Origin of the sequence: Trinickia caryophylli (assembly GCF_034424545.1) — a bacterium.
Classification (GTDB): Bacteria; Pseudomonadota; Gammaproteobacteria; order Burkholderiales; family Burkholderiaceae; genus Trinickia; species Trinickia caryophylli.
In genome coordinates this window covers 1,495,457-1,514,819 of the sequence record NZ_CP139971.1, presented here as the reverse complement: position 1 = coordinate 1,514,819, position 19,363 = coordinate 1,495,457, and the positions used below count along the sequence as shown (strand labels likewise).

Sequence of the window (19,363 nt, the reverse complement as noted above, 5' to 3'; positions counted from 1 at the left end):
GTCTGGGTGGTCGCGATGGCGCGATCGGCTTACGCAAGCTGCACCGCGTCGGCATCGCGCGCGGCCCGCGCCGCGCCGTCGGAAAGCGCAACGAGCCCGGTGCGCTGCCGGTTTCTGTCGCGCGCGATCATCATGCGGTGGATATCGCCGGTCCCCTCCATGATGTTGAATGCGTGGAAATCGCGGCGCCAGCGGGCGAAATCGGCCACCAACGGATGCCCTGCAATGCCACGCAGGTTCATCACGTGCTCGATGCAGGCTCTTGCGCAATCGGCCGCATAGGCCTTTGCGATCGACGATGCGATCAGCGACGGCTGCCCCGCATCGATCAAGGCAGCCGCGCGACGGCACAGCAGCCGTGCGGAATACAGCCTGCCCTCGTATTCGTCGAGCGTCGCCGCCACACCGGCGCGCAGCGTCGGCGTGTGGCCCCCCGCCCCTTCGCTCAGGTCGTCCAGCACCCGCTGCGTGGCGCCGACTATCAACGATCCCAGGCATGGCCGCATCGCGTTCCAGCTGGCTTGCGCATAGCTGAACGAGCGCGCCGGATCCAGCTTCGTACCGGCGCCGACCACATCGGCGTCGGCCACGAAACAGTCTCGCAACGTAATACGGCTCGCGCGGACCGCACGCAATCCAAGCATCCGTTCCTTATCGTCGATCTCCAGCCCCGCGGACGGAATGGGAATGAAAAATGGCCGGATGCCAAACTGGCCTTTTTCCGGGGCAACCGTTGCGAACACGATCACATAAGCAGCGCGCCCCGCGTTGCCTATGAAACATTTCTCCCCGTTCAGCCGGTACCCGCCCGGGACCTTCGTCGCTATCGTGCTCATCCGCGTGGCGTCGGTGCCCGACGACGGCTCCGTCATGGCGAACGCGCCCCATACCGGGCGATCGGAGTCCAACAGCGCCAGGATCCGGTCCTTCTGCTCGCGGCTGGCGAAATCGATCACCGCGAGCGTGAGGCTTCCGCCCGGCAATGCAATAGCCAGCGCGGGGTCCGCGTGCCCATTGACCTCGTTGACGACACACAGATCGCCAGCCTTGCGCGCGTTGGGTCCGGTATCGATGTCCGCCATGCCGTTGCGGTTGAGACCCGCCACGTCGAGCCCGCGAAAGAATTGCGCAGGGACGTCGGCAAGCTCGTCCGCGAGCCGGCCGCATTCACGAAGGTTCGTATAGAGACGCTGCAGCGCCGGCCGCTCCTCCAGCGCTCGCTGCACGATCGAACACATCATCATAGCGGTCCCCTTAGCGGTAAATCGGTGAACAGAACGCGCCTTCCTTCGGCATCGGCCGGGATTTGTCCCAGCTCACGATCAGCGGCGCATAGGTCGGAAAGCACGGATGGAAGCCGAGACGCTCGAGCAGCGCATCGTCGTGGTTCGGCGAACCAAGAACGAAAGCGCGATGGCACCGGCTCTTCTTCATGGCCGCGATCGCGCGTGCGAACGCCTTGTCGGCCAACATGTCGTCCGCGTCTGAAGATGCGATGAAGTCGAACAACCCCACATGCCCTTCACCATGCATCGGCAGTATGTAAAACGAGCACACGCCGATCCTGCCGCGTTCCTCGACCACGACGGTCCGCGCGATCCGATCGAAGCTCAATTGATGCCGCAAGCGCGTTTCCGGGCAGCTCAGCGTGGCAATGCCATCGTTGGCGGGCGCATGCAAACGCGCTTTCAGCAGCGCCACGGCCGCGTCGAGATCGCCGCTCGCGCCCTCGTCGCCCTCGCCGCCCTCGCCGCCCTCGCCGCCCTCGCCGCCCTCGCCGCCCTTGTCACCCTCGTCGGGCCCGCCCATCGCACCGGCCCCATCGGGCACGCTCATCGGATTGATCTGCCACTGCCGGCACAGCTTCGAGAACGCATGGGCGTACCCGCGCCGCGTGGTCCAATAACGCCGTCCTGCCGCATGTGACGAGGCGGGATTCACGAAGCCGACGAAGTACTCCGAACCGAGGCGCTCCGACCATTCCCGTAGCCCGTTGAGCCCTGCTTCCGCAACCGCCGGATGGCGAGCATTGGCGCTTACCGAAACGCACGACAGAAGCGTTGCGCGCGTCTCGCGCCCGTCCATTCGCAGCGACCAGCAGTCGCCGCAGAAAATGCCGACCAGTTCCGCGCCGCGATAAACGCCGAGGCAGATGGCCGGCCACGCGTCGGGTACGCGCAGGAATTGCCAGTCGAAGAACTCGGGCGTCCATTTGGGCAGCACGGCCGCGTCGGCATACTGCGCGGCCCATACTCCGTTCACGAGGCGGCAGATCTGCTCGCTGTCGTGGAGCGCGTCGACGCGAATTTCCGCCGCCAGTCGCATCACGCATCCTCCCGCTGAACGGCCCCCATGCCCTCGAGCAGCGACTGCGCAAGGGCCAGACGGGGCACCGATGCGCGACGCTGAACGAATGCATGACCTGCATGGATGTCGATATAAAGACCGATCACCGTGCCGATGCACCGCCCTATCTCCGCGAGGTGTTGCGCTGCGCTCAATGCGGGCACGCCGCGCCAACCCGTTTGCACACGTGGGCGCGTCGGCGCATCCAACGCCGCCTTGAGCCGCTCTTCGACGATCTCGTCGGCAATGGCCATGTCCGCCAACTTCGCGCAGACGAGCTGATAGCCGATCAACGCGCTGCCCATCACCACGCGGGTGTTCGCGTAATCGTATGCATCGCGGATCAAGCGCCCGCCCAGACCCGCCAGCACGCAGGCGCGGGGCAGCAACCGCTGCGCGTCCCCCGAACCGGCATGCGGCGTCAACCGGTCGCAGCTGCTTTCGACGGCGCGTGCGAACGCTTCGGGGTCGGCCTCCGGCCGCGTATCGCCGTGTATGTCCAGCAGCAGCGCCAGGCGTCCGAGATCGTGATGCGCGGCGGCGACGATCTCGCGCCAGCGTTGCCGAATCGCATTTTCCGCCAGCGGCGCAACGTCGCCGTCGCACGCCATCGAGCCCGGTTTGGCGGGCCGCACCTGTGCTCCGGAGAACGCCTGCCGGGGGTGGTCCGTGCCGAGCAGATCGTCGATGCAAAGCCAACCGTCGTATTCGAAGCCGGGTTTCATAGCGCTCGCACCCTCGAGGAATTGAAATCTGCAATGCTCATTCACGCCGTTGCTCCGCTCTGTGCTCCCTGCGGCGCCAGCAACCGCAGCGCTTGCCGGTCGAACTTTCCGTTGGCTGTCAGCGGGAAATCGTCGATGAACACTATCTGACGGGGCACCATGTACGCCGGCAGGCTCGCGCGCAGCCGGTCCCGGACTTCGCGCTCGCCGGGCGAGGCATCTCCGGCCTTGGCGAAAACGACGATGCCCTCCTCGTCCTGCCCGGTCACGCCAATCGCAATCGCGATCGCCAGTCCCGCTTCGATGCACGCATCTTCGACATCGCCCGCGCAGACGCGAAAACCGTTGACCTTGATCAGGTCGTCCTTGCGGCCGCGATAAACGATGTCGCCGTCCTCGTCGATACTGACGAGGTCGCCGGACCACGCCGCCGTCGCCGCATGCGTCGGGTCGAATCCATAGCGGCGGCCCGCCGGCCCCATCAGGGCGCTCAAAAGCCCGTCGGGAATCGGACGGAACTTCACCGCGTTTTCCTCCGGCAAATTGCGATAGCCGAGCGTCACGAGCGGCCCGAACTGCACGAGTTCGCCCACCTCGTTCGGCCCGCACAGCCGGCCGTCTTCGGACACCACGGCCACGCTCGCGAAGGGAATCGGCCGCCCGACCGAATGCGGCTTTGCCGCGACATAAGCGGGATCGAGACAGGTCGCGCGGAATGCTTCGGTGAAGCCGTACATCAGGAACACGTTCGCGTTCGAGAAGACGTTCTGCAACCGCCGCAGCAGATCCGCTTGCAGATGCCCGCCCGTGTTGCCGATCCGGCGGATGTGCAAGCGCGCGTCGTCGCGCCACGCCGCCATGCCGATTCGGCTCCAGAGTCCCGGCACAGCGGTCATGCTGGTAATGCGCTGAACGGCACAACACTCCTCGACCTGACTCGCGTGAACGAAATCGATCAAGACCGCCGTTGCGCCCGCGATCAGCGCACTCAGGAACTGATTGAGGCCCGCGTCGAAGCTGAACGGAAGAAGGCATAGAACACGATCGTCAGCCGCAAGACGCATGAAGCGCGCGACCGACTTGGCTCCCAGCACGAGGTTGCTGCGCGAGAACACGACACCCTTTGGCTGGCCAGTCGAACCCGAGGTGTACACGATCAGCGCGGGGTCGGCATCCGCGACCCGAACGGCCGGCCAATCGGCGCACGCACCGCCGTTACCCGCCTGCGTGCCGGGCGCATCCCCGGCATCGATGCGCTCGAGCGGCCTCGTCGTGCCATCGTGCGCCTGGGCCACCACATCGAAGTCGCGCGAGGCCGCGAACACGAGCGTCGGCTCGCTGTCGTTCAGCGCGTGGCGCATCTGTTTTGCCTTCAGCCCCGAAAAGAGAGGCACGGCCACGCCGCCGAGCGCCCACGTCGCAAGCATGAGCACGCAGAGATCGACCGATTTCGGGCCGCATATGGCGACCCGCCCGCCCGGCTTCAATCCGAGCGCGCGCAGGCGGGCCGCCGTTGCATCGACCCGGCTGCGAAGGCGGGTGCCCACGTGCGCCTCGCCCTTGTAGACGATGCAAAATCCATCGTCGATCTCGAAGAGCGGTGTCAAGAATTCCTGTGTCATTGCAGCAGCTCCGGTCGTCTGACGTTGCCTACCACGCGAAGGCCGAGAAACGTGACGCTGCTTGCGAGCGATGCGGCAATGCCGATCCATACGCCGAGGTCACGCAGTGGAGTGAGGTATGCGACAGCCGCGGACAAAACCACACCGAGGCCGAGATAGTTGATTGCGATGGTCGCGATCGGATGCCCGAGATCGTCCATGCCGCGCAGGATGGAGGCGAGGCAGACCACCATCGCGAGCATCAGCTGGCACACCGCGCCGTAGCGCAGATAACCGGCGAGCGTATCGACGAGCGCCGCGTCCGCCGTGAGCCGTTGTGGGAGTATCAGCTCTATGATCGCGCCGGGCGCGGCCATCGTCGCGACGGCAATCACCCCGTGTAGCAATGCCGTGGACATCACGCCGATCTTCACGGCCTGAGCCAGTGCGCCGCGATCCCGCATGTTGCACGCGATCGAAACATGGATCGTCGTCACTTGACCGAGCGCCACGGCAACCGTCTGCGCGAGAAGCACGAATTGGATAACCAACCCGAAGGCTGCGCCGAAGCGAACACCGAGCAGCGTCTGGATCATCTGTCCGATGCCGAGCACCGACATCTCGAGGACGATCACCGCGCCGATCGGCAGACCGATGACGATAATCCGTTTCACGAACGCGGCAACCGCCCGGGCATCGGAGCGATGCAGATTGATCTGCACGAAGCGCCACCGGTCGAGCGCCCACGAGGCCGCGAGGCACACGAGTGCCGATGCGAAGCTGCTGCCGGCGAGCGCCGCGAGCGGGTAGTGATCGGAGAACGGGTGCAGATGGAATATCAGCGTCAGCGCAATGAACTTCGCCACGACCAGCGAGAGCGACATCGCCACCAGCACCGCCGGTGCCTTCAGCAGCATCGCTTTCAGCCGGAACACCAGGCATGCGGCATTCAGCAGGATGCCGGGTGCCAGCAGCACGACAAGCACCAAGGCGCCGCGAGGCGCCGACGACGAGATGCTGGACAACAGGCTGATCGCCGCGAGAATCGTCAGGTAGGCAACGCCGCAAAGCAGCATGCCCGCGCGCATCGCCGCGCGCGCCGTATGGGAAAAACCCGGCTTGTCGCCGCTGCCGAGCCGGCCGCCGCCAACGATCAGGAAGGCCTGCAGGGCGCCGCCGAACGACGCGTTGACGAGAATCACGAAGCCGGTGACGTACGACATGGTGGCCAGCGTCTCGACGCCGAGCTTCGCCATGAAATATGCATCCATGAACCCGAGCAGCGTGATCGACAGTTGCGCAACGAGAGCGGCAGCGCTTTCGGTCAGTGCCGAAGCGACCGACGGCGGGCGCGAGGCGGCGGCGTTCGAACTCATAAGCACCTGCGCATGAGAGCCGCGCCGAACGCGCCGGCAATGCCGCTCGCCACCAGCAACGCATAGCGACGATCGGTGGCGCACGCCGGGGACGCGAGGTTCAGGAACGGATCCGCACCGAATACGTGCGCAACCCGCGGCATCTCGCCAAGCAGTATGTTCTCCTCGCGGATCGACAGCAGTTGGCCGATCTTGCGCCACGACGGCGCGCTGAGATTGTTCGGAAAAAGCGCGACATCGTCCATCGAATCCACATTGCAACGATTGAGCAACGTCTTCAGCACTTTCGCGAGCAGCATGAAATAGCGAACGTCGTGCTGGATTCTGCCGTCGTCGCTTCGCCCCTGGAAACGGGCCGGATCGATGAAGATCTCTGTATCCAGCAGCTGAAATTCCGGGCTCCGATTGGTAACGAGCATCGCGGCCGCGCCATCGCTGTGTACGCCGAGCACGCCGATGGGCCGCAGATACTCGGCACTCTTGCCGATCATGTCCGCGCAGACGACCACGCCGTACGCGGGCTGTTCACGTTCGCCGAAATACTCCTTCAGAATCTGCAACGCAACGAACGGGGACACGCAGTACGCGTGCTGCACGGAGAACGTCTTTGCATGCACGCAACCGGCTCCGTCGGCGATCCGCGATGCGATCACGTCCGGATAGAGCGCGGTGCTCTCGAATACCGTGCTGCAAAATACGAGAAAGCCCACGTCCGCGGGCTCGATGCCGGCTTCGCGCAAGACGTTGCGGGTGGCATCCACGGCGAGTTCCTCGATCGACAACGTCATCGAGCGAAAGAACTGGCGGCTGCCGGCGGCCCGGATCGCATCCACTTCCTCGACCGAACAGATCTCCCGATGCGTCAGATCGTCCAGTTCCATAGTCGCATCGCCGAAGCACGATCCCAATCGGGCGATCCCGAACGGACTAAACGTGGCCTCGGCGGGCTGGTCGACGGACAAGTTCAACGAAACCTCCTCAGTGTGCGGTGTCGAATGCGGAACGGGCAACGATGACCGCGCCGAAGAGCCCCGATGGATCGCAATCCCAGGTCAAGTAAGCGTCCGGCGCATAAGCGTTCGCCGTGCCTTCGTGCCCGCCGACAGCACGCTGCAGATTGATCAACGCATTCGCCGAGCCGAAATGTGTGCGCTCGGGCGGACTGCCCGCGCCAATGAGCGGGTAGCGCGACGCCAGCGACCGTTCGACGTCGCCCCCAAGCGTGCCGCAGACGCTCGGCGATGCGATCGCGAGCAACCCGCCGCGGCCCATCGACGATGCATCGATCAATGTCGACAGCCGTTCGACCAGTTCTCCATGGATGCGCGCGACGGAAGATTCGTGCGAGGCGTCGGCAAGCGCGTCGATCGAGTAGCTCGACACACGATCGTTGAGGATCCACAGGTTTTCAGGGGCATCCGGCCGGATCGTGAAGGCCGCCGCCGCGGCGCCATCGCTCAGCGTTGCCCACTTGCCCAGAATGCGCGGATAGATGTCGATCCATCTGTCGCCGGCGCACAGCAGCGCGGTACCGGAAAACCGGCTGTTGCGCCCGAGCACGAGCGCGGCTTCGAGGGCTTGAATGCCGCCTACGAGCCCCCGTTGCCCAACCGTGAAACCCAGGCCGCTACGCGATGCCTCGCTGAGAATCCGCCCCGCATTCGACGAGCCGAATACGGATTCGCGGGTGCTCTGGCAGTTGATGACGAGATTGCCCGCGGGCGCGAGCCTGCCGAGCAATGGCTCGGCCACGTACGACATCATGTCGCCGAGCGGCATGTCGTGCTCGACGAAAATCGTCCCGGTGTCATCCCGCTCGCGCACGAGTCGAGCACGCCAATCGGGCTGCACCTCCATGGTCGCGGCGTAGTTGCCTCGATGCAATGCGAGCGCGACCAGGTGATGCGCAGGCCCGAGCCCTTCGAGCGTGCCGTGCCGCCTATGCGCGAAATTCGATTGCTCGTCGGCGAGATCGTGCCGGCATGCCGGCACGAGCGTGTTCAGCGCAAGGCCGGAAACGGAGCCCGAAACGTGCCTGTGAACCGACGGTTGCATGATGGTGGAGGCTCGGCCGGAATTACTTTGCCGCATCTGCGGGGGCAAGCGAATCCGCCCCGGCCATCGCCTGCTTGCGGCTTTCGAGGTAGGTAACCAGTGCGGCGAGGCTCTCGAAGATGCTCTCGTTGAGTTCCGCGAGCGGAATGTCGATCTCGAGTTCGGCCTCGAGCTTGAAAATGAGTTCGACGAGGCTCATCGAATCGATACCCAGCTCATACACGCTGGCATCGTCATTCACGCCCCCGTCCGGAATCGGACGTCCCGTCACTTCACTGATCGCTGCCAGAATCGTCTCTTTCATACTGTTTTCGGCGTTCGACATTTTTTATCCCACTTGGCGGATTGATCAACGGCTTGCCCATCACCCGATCGGGCATCCCGCGCGGCGCGCTCGATTCCCAACGGCCCTAGTTAATTGGAAATTCGACCCGCGGGCTCCACACAACTTGCGAAACTTTGCCTTTCTTGCCGTTATTTTTGATGGCATTCGACAGGCGCCGCACCCTCATGTCCTACCGGTATCGGCTCGGCTGCGGTCATGACAGCGGAAACAGTCGATGTGCGACCCACTCGCCATCCGGGCCGATAGGACCGCGCTCCACTAAACCGCAAGAAAGGCAAACTTTCGCAATTTTTGTGGAGCAAAGCTCAGGCGTCGCTGATTCAATGACGATGTATCTGTCCGATCAACATCGCTCCGATTTCACGGGAGAAGAGGCGTGTCCGATTACGTAGCGCGTTATCGCGAGCAAAGCATCGTGACTTCCGTACATCCCTACGAAGTCGAGATCGAAGGACTGCCGCAATCGATTCGCGAACTCGTCGAAATCGTCGACGGGCTCATCGTCCACTTCAAGACGGACGAAGCGGCACTGGACAAGCAGACGCTGGTCGAGCGCAGACACGAAGTCGACTCGCGTCTGGTGTCGACCATGCTCCAGCGCATCTTCAGCCTGAACGAAGCGGCATTGAGCCAGCGGCGGCCAGCCGACCAGCGGCTGCTCGGCACCTGTCGCGACACAGCGGTGCTGCTCTGTTCGTTCATGCGCCATCAAGGCATTCCGGCGCGCGTGCGTTTCGGGTTTGCGCACATGCTGTATCAGCGGAAGAACCCGCTGCACAATCACGCGGTTGTCGAGTACTGGAATGGCAGCGAATGGCTGCTGGCGGAAAGCCGTATGCCTTACGTACGTGGTTCCGATACGCCGTTCGCGCCCGACGATCTGCCGCGTTCGCTGTTCATGCCGGCAGGCGAAGCATGGCGTCAGCTTCGCGCCGGCGAACAAACCCCCCAGGCCTTCAGCGGCCACCAGCTCGGCGAGCGCCCGAGCAGATGGCTCGTGCTCAGTTTCGTGATGTACGACCTCGCATCGCTCGCCGGCTACGAGACATTGATGTGGGATCAGTGGGGACGCTACTACGAATTCAGCGATCCGCGATGCACCGCCGACGGAAGCGCGTTTCTCGACCTGCTGGACCGTGCGGCCGCCACCGATTGCCGGCTCGATCTGGAATGCCGGCAGTTGATCGATCTATTTCGCGATGTAACCGATATTTCCAACGGCACCGAAATTCATAGCTTCAGCCCGGTGCTCGGCCGCTATTCGATCACCGTGTGAAGGGACCGGTCCGCGGGGTCCGGTGAGTCATAGCCTCTGACAGGCGGAATCTTCCATGAAACGCAACTACATCGGCATCGCCAACTCCTTTCACGATTCGGCGATTGCAATTGTCGACGCGCAAGGCGAGGTGGTGTTCGCAGAAGCCACCGAACGTTATCTGCAGTACAAGCGCACGATCGGCATCGCCCCCGATCTGTTCATGCGTACCGCCGAATTGATCGAGGCGCACTGCGATCCGCACGCCGAACTTGTGATTGCGACGAGCTGGAGTGACGAGACGGCTGGCATCATGGAGCGCAATCTCGAACATACCGCGGAAATGGAACACCGCTACCGGGCAATGCTCGGTGAAGCGCCCGTTCCACTCAGGCGCCAGTTGAGCCGGCAAAAATTCTATTTCCGGTCTCAACGCTCTCTGCTCGATCATCCGGGCCAATTGCTCGAATACGATCTGAGTCAGCGCGACGGCTGGGAGCGCACGCCGATCGAGCGCCGGCGCTTCGAACATCACCTGACCCACGCCGCGGCCGCCTGCTTCAGCAGCCCTTTCGACCGCGCGCTTTGCGCAGTGCTCGACGGCTTCGGCGAGCGCAGTTCGTTTGCCTGCTTTCGCTATGACGCAGGCGAACTGACGCCCATCGAGGGTCCGCAAGGCGCCGGCTGGGCGAGCCTCGGCATCTTCTACAGCCTCATATGCGAGGCATGCGGCTTCAATCATCTATGCGGTGAAGAATGGAAGGTCATGGGCTTGGCCGCCTACGGCAGTCACGACGAATCGCTCCATGCGATGCTGCGCGAGATGGTTACGGTGGACGGGCTCAATATCCGCTTCGCCGCACCGGCTCGCATGGCGCAACTGCAGGCGGAGCTTCATGCCATGCGTCGCCGTGACGGCGAACCCGCCCTGGCGTTCGCGGATTTGGCTTACGCAGGCCAAGAGGTCTTCTCGGAAGTGCTCTTCGAATTTCTCGGGAACCTGCATGCAACCGGCTTTTCCGACAATCTCGTCTTCGGCGGCGGCTGTGCGTTGAACTCGTCGGCGAACGGAAGGATTCTGGCGCATACGCCCTTTAAGAAGCTGCACGTGTTTTCCGCGCCTGGCGACGACGGCAACGCCGTGGGCGCGGCGCTGCTCGCCTACCGGGAAGATCACCCGGGCTTGCCGCGTCGTACCGAACCGATGTCGCCGTACCTCGGTTCGACGATGTCCGCCGACACGCTGCGCAACGTCGTTGCGTTCAGCGGAGCGGGCAAGCTGACCCAGTGTGACGGCGATGCGCCGAAGCGCGCGGCGGCGCTGCTCGCGGACGGCAAGATCGTCGGCTGGATACAGGGGCGGGCCGAGTTCGGTCCCCGCGCGTTGGGCAATCGATCGATCCTCGCCGATCCGCGCTCGCCTTCGGTCAAGGACAAGATCAATGCAACCGTCAAATTCCGGGAAGAATTCCGGCCTTTCGCACCGGCAATTCTTCACGAATGCGGCCCGGACTATTTTCACGACTATGACGAGTCGCCCTATATGGAGCGCACCCTCAGGTTCAGGGATGGGGTGCTGGCCCAGGTTCCGGGCGTGGTGCACGCGGATCGGACCGGCCGCCTTCAAACCGTAAAACGACAATGGAACCCGCGCTTTCACGCGCTGGTCGAGGCGTTCCATCGTCTCACCGACGTCCCGCTCGTGCTCAACACCAGTTTCAACGTGATGGGCAAACCAATCGCGCATTCGGTGGAGGACGCGCTGGCCGTATTCCTGACGAGCGGAATCGACGCGCTCTTTATCGACGATCTGCTGATCGAGAAATAGACCCACGACGACACTCGCAACGGAAACCTGATCATATGCGCATCCTGATTGTCGGTGCGGGCGCGATCGGCGGCTATGTAGGCGCACGGTTGCTCGCCGCTCGCAAGGACGTGACGTTCCTGGTGAGACCGCGGCGAGCCGCGCAACTGGCGCAAGCGGGCCTTCGCCTCGAAAGCCCGCTTGGGAGCTGTGCGATTCCCTCGGTGCGGTGCGTCACTGCCACCACCATCGACGGCACCTACGGGCTGGTCATCATTGCATGCAAGGCGTTCGACCTGAGCGACGCACTGACCGCGCTTTCTCCCGCCGTCGGCACCGCAACGGCGGTCCTGCCTTTGCTGAACGGCATCGCGCATATCGACGACATCGCGCATGCGTTCGGCCAGGAGCGTGTGCTCGGGGGCCAGTGCACGCTCGCGGCCAGCCTGGCACCCGAGGGGGGCGTGCGGCACCTGAACGATTCGCACGCGCTGACGCTCGGCGAACTCGACGGCACGCCGTCGCCGCGTGTGGACGCCCTGGCTTCGCTCTTCGCCGACGCGGGTTTCGGGGCGGCTGCATCACGGCACATCCGCCTGGAGATGTGGGAGAAATTCGCATTCGTCGCCTCCGCCATTTGCATGACGGTACTTACGCGCGTGGCGCCGGCCCGACGCGGCGATGCGGCTCACGGGAGACTGGCCGCGCCGATACTGAGCGAGTTCCGCACTATTGCGTCATCGGCGGGGTTTGCGTTGCGTCCAATGGCGCTGGCACGCGCGCGCATGATTCTGGACGCACCGGAACCCACATTGGCCGATCTGATTTTTGACGATTTGCGCAGCCGCGCGATCGAGTCCGATCGTTTTCTCGAAGATGTGCTCCGCCACGCGCAGCGCGGCGCGGCCGCAGCACCGCTGTTTGCGGATGCGCACGCGGCACTTCGATCGTACCGGGACACGGTTCACCCGGCATAGCGCGAGTTCGACGCACAGTCTACGGACAGACGGGGGGGCAGTCATGTCTGATCGCATCACCAAGCCAACATTCGACGAACGGACGTTTCGCGACGTAGTGGGAACGTTCGCCACCGGCGTGACCGTCGTCACCACCTGCGACGCGATGGGTGCCAAGCACGGCCTGACCGCGAATTCATTCAGTTCGGTATCGCTCGACCCGCCGCTGATCCTGTGGTGCCAGGCAACGGCGTCGAAAAGCTATGCGGCGTTTCGCGAAAACTCGCGCTTCGCGATCAACATTCTCGCGCACGACCAGATGTGGATGTCGCGCCACTTCGCCAAGCCGAGCGACGACAAGTTCAGAGATATCGACTACGCCTTGGGCAGCGGCGGCGCGCCTCTCTTGCGCGGGACCGCCGCTTCGCTCGAGTGCGTCAAGGTTGCCGAATATCCGTGCGGCGACCACGTCGTCCACATCGGCCGTGTGACGCAGGCATTGCGCTCGGGCCGGGCATCGCTCGCATTTTGTGCAGGGCATTACTTGAGTGTGCCGTCGTGCCATGGAGATCTGCCGGCGCGCGATACCGACAACACGTTGCCCGCTTCGCTCATACCCGTAACCGCGGCGTGAACGCCTGCCTGCGACCGAGGAAATAATGGCAAGAAAGGTCCAGGTTCGCAACTTTGGTGGAGCGCCTGCGCGCAGGCGGTGATTGAATCAACTCGACGGACATCGCCCGAGCGCAGCAGGCGTTCGGCCCCCGGCCGTCCCGTTCGTTTACATCCATTCGGGCTTGCCAATCGAGCCAGGAGACATCGTGAATCCTTCATCAGAAAAACGGCACGCGCTTGTGATCGGGGCCGGCGTTTCGGGTCTGACGACCGCGCTGTGCCTGCGCGATCGCGGCATTACATCCACCGTGGTCGCCGAGAAATTCTCGCCGCAGATCACGTCCAATGTCGCGGGGGCTCTTTGGGAATGGCCGCCTGCCGTATGCGGCTATCACCATGACGAGATTTCGCTTGCGCGTTCCAAACAGTGGTGCATGACGTCGTTCAGAAAATTCGAAGCGCTATCCGCGCTCCCCGATGCCGGCGTCTATGTCCGCCCGGTGACGTTCTACTTCAGGAACCTCATCGAGGAAAACGACTTCCATCTGACCAAGATGAAAGAGATCGAGGCACAGGTGCCCGGCTTCGTGCGCGGCACGAGCTTGATAGAAGACAACGGTGTGAACCCTCATATCGGGCTTGTTGATGCGTATAGACATCTGGCGCCCATGGTCGACACCGACGTTTATATGAAATGGCTGCTGCTGCAAGTGCGGTCCGCCGGCATCGAAGTAATCGAGCGAAAGATCGAGGGCGATCTGAGGCTTATCGAATCCGCACTGAAACGTGCCTTCGACGCGGACGTGATCGTGAACTGCTCGGGCCTGGGCGCGCGCGAGCTGGCCGGCGAATCGATGTATCCGCTGCGCGGCGCGATCATTCGCCTCGTCAACGACGGCACGCGAATGCCCAAGCTGACGCAGGCGTTTTGCGTCTCGCACGACAATGTCACGAGCGACCAGGACATCGTCTTCATCGTCCCCCGCGGCGAAGACCGCATCGTTCTGGGTGCGATAGCGGAAGCGGACCAATGGGAGACGGACATCGGCTTGCACAACTACGAACCCGTGCGCCGTATTTACGAGCGCTGCACCGAGTTCCTGCCGATGCTCAAGGATGCCGAAATCGATCCTGTCGAACCGGTGCGCGTTGGGCTTCGCCCATTCAGAAAAGGCAATGTGCGACTCGAGCAGGTCCCGGGCACATCCGTCATTCACAACTACGGTCATGGCGGCGCCGGCGTGACCTTCTCCTGGGGATGTGCGGTCGAGGTGGCAGACCGCGTGGCGGATCTGTTCGCATCCGGGAACTCGCGTTTCATGGACTGCTCGCTCGTCGCTTAGCGCGAGACTCCCTGCTTCCGATCGCTCTCCGCTCGTGGCGTCCGGCGTCCCGTTGGTCCACGGACGCCGCCCGTCGCCGCATGCGGCCCTTGGCATCGCGAATTTGCGGGCGGCAACGCTCGCAAAGCGATGCCGATGTATTGGACGGTCTGTCCGCGCCGGCGTTCGTGGCGATTCGTGCCGATTCGTGGCGACTCGTGCCGCGCCCATCGTCGCTATCCGCCCGCCATCGACACAAAGTTCGCGCACACGTCACGACAGGTGATTTATGATTGCACCGCCCGCCATGCCGTTGTAAAGAAAAAGACCAAGCCGCGATCGCAAGTGTTGCCACCGGGAGCATGATGTCGCAATCTCGTAGCCCTTATTTTGGAGACGCAGCCAGCACGGCCGCGAGCGGGCCGAGGTCGAACTTCGCATTGATCGCATCCGTTACGCTGGGTAATGGCTTGGAGATGTTCGACTTCATGTTGTTCAGCTTCTTTCAAGTCATCATCGGCAAGCAATTTTTTCCCTCGGCAACACCGCTCGCATCGCTGCTGATGGCCACGGCCACGTTCGGCGCCGGTTACTTGATGCGGCCGCTCGGTGCAATCGTGATGGGTGCGTATGCAGACCGCGCGGGACGCAAGCCGGCAATGCTGGTGACCATTGCGCTCATGGGAGCCGGCACGGCGTTCATCGGGCTCGCGCCCACCTACGCGCAAATCGGCATGCTCGCGCCTGTGCTCGTCGTGCTCGGACGGTTGCTCCAGGGGTTCTCCACGGGCGGAGAGATCGGCGCATCCACGGCGTTGCTGGCGGAAGCCGCTCCGCGGCGGGTACGGGGGTTCATGATCAGTTGGCAGATGGCGAGCCAGGGCGGTGCCGCGCTGATGGGTGCGCTGACCGGCTTCATGCTCTCGACATTTCTGTCTTCCGAAGACCTCGAAGCCTGGGGGTGGCGGCTGCCTTTCCTGCTTGGCCTTTTGCTCGGGCCGGTCGGCTACGCGATCCGCAGGACGCTGCACGAAACGCGACCGCTGGAGCCTGCGCCCGGCGGGACGGTCCTGCCGATTTTCACGACGTTCCGCCAATCGCTTCTTTGCGGAATCCTGCTGATGGTGGGCGGCACCGCCTCCATGTACATCGTCGTGTTTTACATGCCGACATACCTGGTCGTTGCCCTGCACATGCCCGCGTCCACTTCCTTTCTCGCCAGTTGCGCAGCAGGCGCGGTTCTCATCATAGGCTCGCCTTTGGCGGGACGGCTATCGGACCGCCTTACACGCCGCAAGCCGTTCGTAGCAGCGGCAAGACTGCTGGGGGCAGCGTTGATCTATCCAGTGTTCTGGCTGCTGAATCACACCACTCACGAAGCGGTCGCGCTCGCCGCGATCTCAGCGCTTGCGGGCTGCCTCGCGCTGGGCTCCGGCGCTTGCTTTCAACTCCTCGTGGAGAGCTTCCCGAGGCACTTTCGATGCACCGGTTTTTCCACGATCTACAGCGTCGGCGTGTCGATCTTCGGCGGCTTCGCGCCATTCGTAGTCACGTGGTTGATCGGCGAGACCGGCGACCCGATGGCACCCGCGCATTACATGGCCGCATGCAGCCTCATTTCCCTTGCCGCGCTCGTCTGGATCCGGGAGCCGTCCCCGATCGATCCAGTGGTCCGAAGCCTTGGACATACGAAGGCCGAAGTCTGAGACCTTGCCGAAGCTTGGCTTCGACGCGTCATGAGAACTCCTGTAAAGGCTCACCGTGCCGACGCTCGAATGCGCCGCATCCATTCACGGGCCTTCTACCACCCCGTCTGGGTGGCCGACGACCCAACGCTCGCCCCGAATAACGCCGCCCGAGTGTTGCCTGGCGCTCAGCAGTCCGCTCTCGAGCCTGCGTGACAATGCCATGAAGACTGGCATGGAAGTTGGGTACGTCGGTCGAACCACGTTCATCCTTCAGAGGAGGAGACCATGTTCGGACCCGGTGCCAGACGCCTTTTCCCCGCACTACTGAAATCGACAGTGCGTCCGACTATCACACAGACCCAAAAGAGATGGATTACGTTTGGCCCCGGCACCGAGGGTTTGCTCAACGTGAAAAACAAGGCTGGCGTTCTGGACCCGACGATCGCAAAGAACATCGCGGAGATCGATGCGGTCGACAAGCGGATCGGCCAGGAGACACTCGTCGTACGGGACGGACTCATGAACCACTTCAATCCGACACAGCGCACTGTCTTTCTGCCGGCCGGTCACGATAATCCCGTGACGGCTTCACACGAGCTGCAGCATGCGCGCGACTTTGCGAAACTCGACGCGTTGCCCACACAGGAAGTGTTGGAACGGCGTGCCTTCAGCGCTCAGCAGAAAACGGCGCAGCATCTAGGAATCGATGATGAACTGAAGGGACAAACGCCCGAGCAGCGCGCGGCCTCGCATAGTCAAATCAAGAAGACCTGACGGCGACATCCCGTAAATACTCACCTTTTCGGTCGCCCCGATTCGAGATGTCGCGCGTCGGTACGGAAAAGTACACCGTGATGCGCAGGCAACGGCCATTCCGATGCACCTTTTCACGGCATGTCGGAGTGCCCGTGCGGTTGCGTGACGAGCGTGCTGAAGGTGAGCTTTTACGGGAGCAATCATGGCGCGTCGCGCGCAAGCTGCCTCGCCGTCCCGGCATGCCGACGCGGCGGCGTCACTCGATATTTTCACAAAATGGCCCGGCCTCCGTTCTGCTGAAACCACTACGGACAAAAAGGCCAATCATGTCCACGAATCCGGACCTGCTCGTTGTCGCTCTGCCCGATCGAATCGCAAAGGCAAGAGCGTACCTCGGTGCACTTTCCCACATCCGCCTCTTTCCTGTCTTCGTCAAAACGAGCGCGACCGATATGGGCGGCATGGGCCACCTGTCGGCGAGCCGCCAATCGATCGACAATCTGTTGCTGCTGGGTTTTCGAGGCACGATCGAAGTTGTCTACACCAACAACGGCTACAACGAAGACGCTTTTCGCGACATGTTCCCCGCATTTGCGCAAGGCGGGGAGTTCACGGGCCCGAGCGGCGAACGGGCGCGGATCGAGTACATCCCCATGTACTCCGTCCCGTCAAGCAACGTACTCGGCATGAGGCGCGTTCGCGAAGAAGAGGACCCTTTTCACCGCCACGAGAAAAATACAGACCGGTACCCCCGGCGCGCGGTGCAGTTGATCAACAACTGGGACAAGGGTGCGTTCGATCCGAGCCCCATCGCCGAGATCCTGCAGTCGACTCGCGAGCAGGCTCCCTCGCTCGATCTCGACCCGGCGAATGCGCGGTACATCGTCAACCTCCAGGCTTTCGGCTGGGGCGACATGGGGCGGCGGTTCGTGTTCGACAACGACAGCAGCGCCGGATACGACATCGACGTTCCAACCGACGGCATCGTGGGCTACCTGCGATCGTCGTGCCCCGACCCGATCGGGGACGCCGCGCATCAGGGCCGCGAGCGGCTCCGCGAAGCAATCCGGGCACTGATGCGCAAGAATCCGGTTCTAAAAGTCAATGCGCCGCTGCAGGTGCTCGTGTGCGGATTATCGTCCCGCACGCTCGCGATCGATTGCCGGCTCGGCACGACGGTCGCCCAGTTGAAACGGCTCATCTGGAACAAGACGGCAATCCCGCCGAATGCACAGTTCCTCACGCACAACGCCAAACCGCTCGCCGACGCGAAAACGCTCTACGAGTCCGGCGTCGTGCACGGCGACATCGTGCGAGGCAACGTGCGGGGCGGCACGCTGCCGCTCGACCCGGGAGATGAAGACTCCGACCTCGTCACCGGCGCGCCCCAGGGAAAGTTGCTGGACGCGAACACGATCGCCACCCTGACGGCGATCCTCGAGGCCTCGGCGCTGGGCCTGTGCGATCTGCTGCCCGGCTATGGTTTTCACAACTCGGGCAGACATTCGCTCGACACGATCGCGCTGGCGGCGAGAAAGGCACAGACCGAACTCGAGCCGCGCAGGCCGGTGGTGTTTCTTTCGCTGCGGCATACGTTGGAGCCATCGCCAACCCTGCTGAACGACGAGCGTCCGCGTCTTCAATACATGAAGGCGGATGATCCCCAGACGCCCGGCCGGCTGGCGGATCTCCGGGCGGGCCAAGTCGCGATCGTCGTAGCCGGTGCAATACCGGGTGCGATCTTCAATCAATTGGCACTCTCCGCCACGCTGCCCATCGCACTCGAAGGCGCCGGGACCGCGTCGTTCGCAATCGAACAAGGCATTCCGTACATTGCCCTGGCGAACAACGCCTCGATCGTCGATGCTCGCATCGAGCCCGCCATCAGCCAGACGCTCAGGGAGATTGCCGACTGCCTGTCCGCAAGAGACCCGGCGTCCGAAGCGCAAATCGAGCAACTCGCGAAGCTGATGGTCGCGTCGAGAAACGACCACTCCTCGGTCACCCGCTATTTTCGCGGTTTGAAAACGGAAATCCATAAGCCGGAGCGGCATCAGATGGCCGCCGCATTCGAACGGCTTTACGATCTGACGCCGTCGACCGTCAGCGTCAGCCGCGCGCAAACCCAGGCAAGCACGGCGGCTTCGGGTGACGCGCTCAACTTCACGGTGGTCTTCAGCAAGGCGCCTCACGACTTCACGGCCGACGCGCTCGCGCTGACCGGCACCGGGACCGTCGATCTGACGCAGGCAGTGAAAACGATCGCGTTGCTGACAGCTCCTCCGGCGGGCGCATCATCGCCTGTCGCAGTGGCCTATAACGTCGCCGTCAACGGAGCAACCGGCATCGGCAACGTGACGGCGCAAATAGGCAGCGGCGCGGTTCGCGATCTGGGACAGCGCAATTTTCTCGCGACGAGCGCCAGCGATTCGAGCAACATCGTCACGCTTCAGTGAACCCTCCACATGCTTTGCCAGCCCGGATAGCCCACGGGTAGGATGGAATCAGGCGCGAA

At 63.2% G+C, this 19,363-nt stretch carries 16 protein-coding genes; 8 read left to right on the top strand and 8 right to left on the bottom strand.

The features are described 5' to 3' along the window. Positions 1-29: 29 nt before the first annotated feature. Genes U0034_RS25950 through U0034_RS25915 form a run of 8 tightly spaced genes read right to left on the bottom strand, consistent with a single transcriptional unit; the run spans position 30 to position 8,407 of the window. Positions 30-1,244, bottom strand: coding sequence for an acyl-CoA dehydrogenase family protein (locus U0034_RS25950; protein ID WP_085229416.1), 1,215 nt, complete (start codon positions 1,242-1,244; stop codon positions 30-32). Positions 1,245-1,254: 10 nt separating this feature from the next. Further along, a complete protein-coding gene (locus tag U0034_RS25945; protein WP_176072558.1) occupies positions 1,255-2,325 on the bottom strand; it encodes a hypothetical protein in 1,071 nt (356 codons plus the stop codon). After that, on the bottom strand, positions 2,325-3,071 hold the full coding sequence (locus U0034_RS25940) for an acyl-CoA dehydrogenase family protein (protein ID WP_085229413.1): 747 nt from the start codon (positions 3,069-3,071) through the stop codon (positions 2,325-2,327). Before U0034_RS25940 ends, U0034_RS25945 begins: the two co-directional genes overlap by 1 nt. A gap of 41 nt (positions 3,072-3,112) precedes the next feature. Next, on the bottom strand, positions 3,113-4,693 hold the full coding sequence (locus U0034_RS25935) for an AMP-binding protein (RefSeq protein ID WP_158243477.1): 1,581 nt from the start codon (positions 4,691-4,693) through the stop codon (positions 3,113-3,115). Next, positions 4,690-6,048: an MATE family efflux transporter gene (locus U0034_RS25930; protein WP_114718002.1), complete on the bottom strand. Its 1,359-nt coding sequence runs from the start codon at positions 6,046-6,048 to the stop codon at positions 4,690-4,692. Before U0034_RS25930 ends, U0034_RS25935 begins: the two co-directional genes overlap by 4 nt. Next, positions 6,045-7,016 carry a beta-ketoacyl-[acyl-carrier-protein] synthase family protein gene (locus U0034_RS25925; RefSeq protein ID WP_085229407.1) on the bottom strand — a complete coding sequence of 324 codons (972 nt, stop codon included), beginning with the start codon at positions 7,014-7,016 and terminating at the stop codon, positions 6,045-6,047. Before U0034_RS25925 ends, U0034_RS25930 begins: the two co-directional genes overlap by 4 nt. 10 nt (positions 7,017-7,026) lie before the next feature. Next, positions 7,027-8,103: a hypothetical protein gene (locus tag U0034_RS25920; RefSeq protein WP_085229406.1), complete on the bottom strand. Its 1,077-nt coding sequence runs from the start codon at positions 8,101-8,103 to the stop codon at positions 7,027-7,029. A 22-nt stretch (positions 8,104-8,125) separates the two neighbouring features. Next, positions 8,126-8,407 carry an acyl carrier protein gene (locus U0034_RS25915; RefSeq protein WP_158243476.1) on the bottom strand — a complete coding sequence of 94 codons (282 nt, stop codon included), beginning with the start codon at positions 8,405-8,407 and terminating at the stop codon, positions 8,126-8,128. A 418-nt stretch (positions 8,408-8,825) separates the two neighbouring features. On the opposite strand from U0034_RS25915, the gene U0034_RS25910 reads away from it, so the two are divergent. The 8 genes from U0034_RS25910 to U0034_RS25875 all read left to right on the top strand — a co-directional run bounded on the left by U0034_RS25910 (position 8,826) and on the right by U0034_RS25875 (position 19,304). Beyond that, positions 8,826-9,725, top strand: coding sequence for a transglutaminase-like domain-containing protein (locus U0034_RS25910; RefSeq protein ID WP_085229404.1), 900 nt, complete (start codon positions 8,826-8,828; stop codon positions 9,723-9,725). A 55-nt stretch (positions 9,726-9,780) separates the two neighbouring features. Beyond that, positions 9,781-11,532, top strand: a complete 1,752-nt coding sequence (locus U0034_RS25905) for a carbamoyltransferase family protein (RefSeq protein WP_085229403.1) — start codon at positions 9,781-9,783, stop codon at positions 11,530-11,532. 35 nt (positions 11,533-11,567) lie between these two features. Then, positions 11,568-12,488: a 2-dehydropantoate 2-reductase gene (locus U0034_RS25900; protein ID WP_085229402.1), complete on the top strand. Its 921-nt coding sequence runs from the start codon at positions 11,568-11,570 to the stop codon at positions 12,486-12,488. 43 nt (positions 12,489-12,531) lie between these two features. Beyond that, on the top strand, positions 12,532-13,101 hold the full coding sequence (locus tag U0034_RS25895; protein WP_158243475.1) for a flavin reductase family protein: 570 nt from the start codon (positions 12,532-12,534) through the stop codon (positions 13,099-13,101). A gap of 187 nt (positions 13,102-13,288) precedes the next feature. Then, positions 13,289-14,425, top strand: a complete 1,137-nt coding sequence (locus tag U0034_RS25890; RefSeq protein WP_102622860.1) for an FAD-dependent oxidoreductase — start codon at positions 13,289-13,291, stop codon at positions 14,423-14,425. 419 nt (positions 14,426-14,844) lie between these two features. Next, entirely contained in the window at positions 14,845-16,110 is a 1,266-nt protein-coding gene (locus U0034_RS25885) for an MFS transporter (protein WP_233211816.1), read from the top strand. A gap of 267 nt (positions 16,111-16,377) precedes the next feature. Next, positions 16,378-16,866 (top strand): hypothetical protein, encoded by a 489-nt coding sequence (locus U0034_RS25880; RefSeq protein ID WP_139831196.1) that lies wholly within the window; start codon positions 16,378-16,380, stop codon positions 16,864-16,866. Positions 16,867-17,174: 308 nt separating this feature from the next. Further along, positions 17,175-19,304 carry a ubiquitin-like domain-containing protein gene (locus U0034_RS25875; RefSeq protein WP_158243474.1) on the top strand — a complete coding sequence of 710 codons (2,130 nt, stop codon included), beginning with the start codon at positions 17,175-17,177 and terminating at the stop codon, positions 19,302-19,304. The last annotated feature ends 59 nt before the right edge of the window (positions 19,305-19,363 follow it).

Bases quoted from the DNA above. Each gene is read 5' to 3' on its own strand.
- U0034_RS25935 (WP_158243477.1), bottom strand. From the start codon at position 4,693: ATGACACAGGAATTCTTGACACCGCTCTTCGAGATCGACGATGGATTT.
- U0034_RS25875 (WP_158243474.1), top strand. From the start codon at position 17,175: ATGTCCACGAATCCGGACCTGCTCGTTGTCGCTCTGCCCGATCGAATC.
- U0034_RS25945 (WP_176072558.1), bottom strand. From the start codon at position 2,325: ATGCGACTGGCGGCGGAAATTCGCGTCGACGCGCTCCACGACAGCGAG.
- U0034_RS25930 (WP_114718002.1), bottom strand. From the start codon at position 6,048: ATGAGTTCGAACGCCGCCGCCTCGCGCCCGCCGTCGGTCGCTTCGGCA.
- U0034_RS25900 (WP_085229402.1), top strand. From the start codon at position 11,568: ATGCGCATCCTGATTGTCGGTGCGGGCGCGATCGGCGGCTATGTAGGC.
- U0034_RS25905 (WP_085229403.1), top strand. From the start codon at position 9,781: ATGAAACGCAACTACATCGGCATCGCCAACTCCTTTCACGATTCGGCG.
- U0034_RS25895 (WP_158243475.1), top strand. From the start codon at position 12,532: ATGTCTGATCGCATCACCAAGCCAACATTCGACGAACGGACGTTTCGC.
- U0034_RS25940 (WP_085229413.1), bottom strand. From the start codon at position 3,071: ATGAAACCCGGCTTCGAATACGACGGTTGGCTTTGCATCGACGATCTG.
- U0034_RS25950 (WP_085229416.1), bottom strand. From the start codon at position 1,244: ATGATGATGTGTTCGATCGTGCAGCGAGCGCTGGAGGAGCGGCCGGCG.
- U0034_RS25915 (WP_158243476.1), bottom strand. From the start codon at position 8,407: ATGAAAGAGACGATTCTGGCAGCGATCAGTGAAGTGACGGGACGTCCG.
- U0034_RS25880 (WP_139831196.1), top strand. From the start codon at position 16,378: ATGTTCGGACCCGGTGCCAGACGCCTTTTCCCCGCACTACTGAAATCG.
- U0034_RS25920 (WP_085229406.1), bottom strand. From the start codon at position 8,103: ATGCAACCGTCGGTTCACAGGCACGTTTCGGGCTCCGTTTCCGGCCTT.